This is a genomic window from Robiginitalea sp. (assembly GCF_049588695.1).
Taxonomy (GTDB): domain Bacteria; phylum Bacteroidota; class Bacteroidia; order Flavobacteriales; family Flavobacteriaceae; genus Robiginitalea.
The window spans coordinates 1-5,073 of sequence record NZ_JBAVZJ010000277.1 but is presented as its reverse complement, the minus strand read 5'-3'; the positions used below and the strand labels follow the sequence as shown (position 1 = coordinate 5,073).

General features: G+C 49.3%; 4 protein-coding genes. 2 read left to right on the top strand and 2 right to left on the bottom strand.

The window, feature by feature from the left end; genetic code table 11:
- Positions 1 to 2,227, bottom strand: a 2,227-nt coding sequence (locus WBV75_RS06715; protein ID WP_424119869.1) for a PEP/pyruvate-binding domain-containing protein, incomplete at its 3' end; no start/stop codon positions are given.
- A gap of 171 nt (positions 2,228 to 2,398) precedes the next feature.
- On the opposite strand from WBV75_RS06715, the gene WBV75_RS06710 reads away from it, so the two are divergent.
- Both WBV75_RS06710 and WBV75_RS06705 read left to right on the top strand, forming a co-directional pair.
- On the top strand, positions 2,399 to 3,052 hold the full coding sequence (locus WBV75_RS06710) for a DUF2461 domain-containing protein (RefSeq protein WP_424119868.1): 654 nt from the start codon (positions 2,399 to 2,401) through the stop codon (positions 3,050 to 3,052).
- Between the two features lie 13 nt (positions 3,053 to 3,065).
- The gene (locus WBV75_RS06705; RefSeq protein WP_424119867.1) at positions 3,066 to 3,683 is read left to right on the top strand and encodes an NUDIX domain-containing protein; all 618 of its coding nucleotides are present in this window, start codon (positions 3,066 to 3,068) and stop codon (positions 3,681 to 3,683) included.
- Between the two features lie 130 nt (positions 3,684 to 3,813).
- Here the strand turns inward: WBV75_RS06705 and WBV75_RS06700 are convergent.
- On the bottom strand, positions 3,814 to 5,073 hold a 1,260-nt coding region (locus WBV75_RS06700; RefSeq protein WP_424119866.1), incomplete at its 5' end, for a D-alanyl-D-alanine carboxypeptidase/D-alanyl-D-alanine-endopeptidase.

Below are 5,073 nucleotides of genomic sequence, written 5' to 3'. Positions count from 1 at the left end.
GATCTTCCATATTCGTATCACTGCGCAGGAAAACCGGTTGTTGCCCCAAAGGTTTGCCGAGAATTCCGGTAAAGGAATTTTCCAAATCCTTTGTGAAATCTTCCAGGAGTGGCATATCGATAATCATCTTGCTCAATTTGGAGAACTGGTCGAGTTGATATTTTTCGATATCCCGGGCGGCCCGTCCCTCAGATTTCATTTTCCGGGCGGATGCATAGATATCCGTCAGGTACCCCCAATAGGTTTGGTCCTGTCCGGGAATATTCTGATCCAAATGGGCCCTGAAAATACCAAAGGGGATGACAAACCCGTCCACAACGTGGTCCGGGAAGTTCTTTTTGAGCTCCCCGAGGTTTGCCGCCTTAGGGCCACATACCACACCCGAAGAACCGGCTTCCACCTCTGTCAGGTTCAGGATAGTCGTTTGGTTGAGGCGGATTTTTTCCACCGGTACCTCAATCATTTCCTCACTTCGTACTTCTTCTTTAAAAAGCGCCTTCTCTGCCGCGCTCATATCTTTTTCGAGTTTCAGGATTACCGTTCCCTTATTGGATACGGCATAGAAAACCCGTTGACCATTATACTTCTTTAGTTCCTGAAGATTGCCATCCGATATGGAGGCATTGGGGATTCCAAGGTTCCTGGCGAGCAACTGCAAGTGGGAAACCAGATTCCCCTCGGCGATGTTGAGGATGCCGGCAACAGGATTCAGGTCGGAGGGAGGTCGCTGGAAGGCGTAGATTGAATTTGGGTCTACGTCCATATTACGTAAATCACCTTCAACAATCACCAGTTTTCCGTTGGCATATCCCGGATTGAGCCCATTGATCTGGCTTGCATTGGAGACATCCAGCACTTCATTTCGAAGATTCTCCTCACTGGTAATAAAGGATCCTACCCGCCCTAGTTTGTTTCCGAGATACAGGGCGATGGAACCGCGGATGCGATCGTCAAAAAAGCCGGTACTCATGGGTTCGAATCCCTCAAAGCGCGTGACATCTTCGTCGAAAACGGCCTTGTTGTAACTCGTACCCCAGTTCAGCTGGTTCCGTGCAGCGTTGGCCAGGGTATTCAACTCTTCCAGGGTCATGGTCCCGGAGTCTTCGAGGTTGAGATCACCCCGGATCTGATTCCATTCCCAGGTTTCCGTATATCCCGAGGCGGCGGAAGCCATACTTAAATGACAAACCTGTTCCAGTAGGGATTTAAGGTTACCTGCTTCATTCCCGGCCAATGTCCCGATCAGCAGGGATTCCAATCGAAGGGAGAGATCGAGCAGTGCCAATTTTCCGGCTGGGGACGGTTCTGATGCAATGTTTTCCCGTATTGTCCACATCGCTTCAGAGCTGTGTTTTATGCGTGGTTCAGCGCTTCCCAAACCCAATTTGTCGATTTGCGCAGACAGTTCCTTTTTCAAATCGCTGTTTGAAACTGCGGCAAGGCCGCTTTTCAGGTCTTCGATATTCACCGGAGCGAAGAAATCCTCCATCGTGCTGATTAATTCATCAAACTGCGAGTTGAGGGAAGCAGAGAGTTTACCAGCGTTTTTTTGCTGGAATTCTTTTACGGATTGAATATCGGATTGGGTGGGCTGCCCATGGATTTTAATCCTTAAATTCTGAAAAGCCGGATAGGCATCCGCGATTGCTTTGGATTGGCTCCGCATCAATTGGGCGACATTGTCATCCCCGGAATGAGGGATGTCCTTTACGGCCTGTCGAACCAGGTAGAAGTTGTCCCTGAGTACTTCTGGTTTTTCCAAAAGCCAGAGAAAGAAATTCTTTCCCCACTCGGATTCATCTTCGGCCTGCACATGTCCGCGGTAGAATTGTGCCTTGCGGTTAACCCATCCGTCATCTACGGACTTCAGGTACTTCTCGATCATATACTGCTTCAGACGGGAGTGGTCATTGGGGGCATCCCAAAAAGCTTCGAAATCTGTGGAAGCCAGGATTTGGCCCAGGAAAAGGTGGCTCTTCTCCCCGAGTGCCACTACCTCATCCGAGTACCGGGCGTGTTGCACCCCGCCGCTTTCGCAAGGCTCCTTGGGAGGGTTTAGGGTTCCGTCATTGCAAAACCACCTCAGGTCCTTGTAGGGTCCCCGATAGGCTGTTTTGTATTTTTCGATGAGGTTTGCAACGTAGTCGTTGTCTACCGGGTGCGTTTCACTCACCTGGGCAGGTAGTAGAAAGGGTAGTAGTAATAAGAGGAAGGAATACTTTTTCATATAAAAATTTTGGCTCTAAATTAAGACTTTTTTGGCACATGCAAGATATGCATATAGAGTTTCTTGCGAACTACAGAAACAGGGTTTTAACGTACTATATACCCTTACCTTAGCCTATTTCTATTGCGGGCAATTCCCTGTGATCTTTTTATCGTTTTGTATCTTTAAACCATGGATTTTAATGCCTTGCTCGAGTTTCTTACCGACCTGAATAGAAATAATAACCGGGAGTGGATGGATGAGCACCGTAAAGATTACAAAGCCCTTCGGAATGCCTTTATCCAATGGCTTGATGTTATGGATTCGAGACTCGGGGCTCTTGACCCTGAGTACTACCCGACCCCCGGAAAGAGGGGGATCAACAGGATCAACAACAACCTGCTTTTTCACCCGGATCGCCCGGTGTACAAAGATCATTTTGGTGCAGGCCTGGATAAGGCTCCCGGGAAGGGGGATTTTTACATTCAAATCGGTATCGAAGAGTCGCTGCTGGCCGGTGGGGTCTGGCGTCCGGCTTCGGGTGACTTATCCCGTATTCGCGAGGCGATCGATTACGACGGGGAAGTCCTTGAGGGAATCCTTCAAAAACCCTCTTTTAAAAACATGTTTGGGAACCTGTATGTGGATCGCCCCTTAAAACGAATGCCAAAGGGGTATTCCGCGGATCATCCCCAGGCAGATTTGCTCAAACATAAAACCTTCGCCGTGGTACGCCCCCTATCCAAAACCGAAGTGCTTTCCGGGGCCTTTGAAGATATTGTCTTAGAGACATACCTGGAGTTATTGCCCTTTCGAACCTATTTAAACCGGGCATTGTCCGTGTAAACCCTAAAAAAATATGGAACGCATTAAAAACCTGGTTCGGGAAACACTCTCAGAGGCCTGGTACACCTTATACCGCTATACCTATGAATACCTCCGGTCGGACGGATCATGGGATACACACCAGCGGGAAGCTTATGATCGCGGAAATGGGGCGGCTGCCCTGCTCTATGACCCCGTTCGCCAGAAGGTTGTTTTAACACGGCAGTTTCGATTACCTACGTATATAAACGGGAATGAAAATGGGTTTTTAACCGAAGTCTGCGCAGGCCTTTTGGATGGGGATGCCCCCGAAGCCTGCATGAAGCGTGAAATACTTGAGGAGACCGGCTACGCCGTGGCCTCGGTCAAAAAGGTCGTCGAGGTGTATACCTCCCCGGGAGCGGTCACTGAAAAACTATACCTCTATCAGGCACAGTACAATCCCGAAATGAAACGCGAAAGCGGGGGAGGGGTAGCTGCCGAATCCGAAGATATCCAGATATTGGAATGGTCCTATGCCGAGGTGTTGGAAGCGCTGGAAAAAGGTATAATAAGAGATGCCAAGACCCTTATACTACTCCAACACGCTGTGATTTTTGGTCCTTTAAAGGATTGTTTGCCCAATGGTAACGGATGTAACAGTTGCTCTTAAGGAGTGCTTTAAAAATGGCCCCGGTCTTTTGCAGAAATGCTACGTGAACCGTTGCTAATTTGCAGAACGCCTTGCCTGTAAGGCCCGAAAAAACTTTAATATCATAATTTCGGGTTTTTGAAAAGGCCCCCTAGTAATGTTCCCGAACCCAAACCAAAATGCGCTGCATCCTGCTTTTGATAAGGCTGGTTGGTTTCATGTAGTGATTGTTCATAAAACTGAAAACCACTGTTTTTCCGGATTTTGTTTTTAAATATCCACAGAGGTTGTGGTTGTTGCTCAGGCTTCCCGTTTTACCAAAAAGATAAGGCTCATCCGAATCCTTGTACCAGTCTTCCAGGGTGCCTTTTTGCCCCCCTTTGGCCATAAGGGCAAAAAGACGGTCTTCGGGAAGTTCCCGATAGAGTTCCAGTAGCAGGTAAACCAAGGATTCAGGACTGATGAGGTTATATCGCGAGAGCCCTGACCCGTCCACCCATCTCGGTGGGGAAGGCATGTCCCGCAGGTGGGTTTTCAGGATATAGTCGCGGGCCCTGTTAAAACTGAGGCTATCCGATAAGGTGGAGGAGACCATAAGCATCAATTGTTCGGCCAGGAAATTATCACTTACTGCCATCATTTCTTTGTACAGGGTGTCCGAAGCCATACCCCGCAACACTTCCCATGGGCCTTCAGGCAGGGCTTTTCCGCGAAAGAGTGGGCGACCTGTGGCTTCTTCCCATAGGGCTTTTGTAAGGGATGGATTTAAGGTGAAAGGGATTTCTGTAGTATCCCGGAAGGAGGGGTCATAGAAAAAGTGGTTGCGTTCAGGACTCCTGCGGTAGTTGACCTCTTTGTTAAATACACTATCCCTGAAAATTTCAGGGGAAACCTGTGGGCCGTCGGGTCCCCTCACCAAACGCACCACATTGCCATACAGGGGCAGGGAGTTACGCTCTACCTGATAGCCCTGGTCGAAGTCATCCCAGGCCCAGCCGGGACCCCAGGAGGGCTCCTCAAGAGTCCCCATGTGCAAAACAACATGTTCAGGGCCCTGGAGGAAATCAATAGCGGTGCGATCCTTCAGTACCGGATGCAATACGGAAGGGTCCCCAGTACCCAGCACGTGCACGGTGTCCCCCCTCATCTGGTACTTCAGGGAAGGAATCCTGTCGGGGAGTACCTTCAGGGCTGCATATAGCGTAAAAACTTTAGTCGTACTGGCAGGTGTAAAATAGCGCCCGGAATTCAGCGAGAGCAGTGTATCTCCGTTTTGGGCATCTACCATAAGCACACCTGTAAACTCGGGATAAGGCCCGGAATCGACTAGTTGCTTGTCCAGAAATCGCTGGACTTTCCGCTGGGAGGAACATCCTGTAAGCAGAAAGATCAAAAGCATTTGGCCGACAAA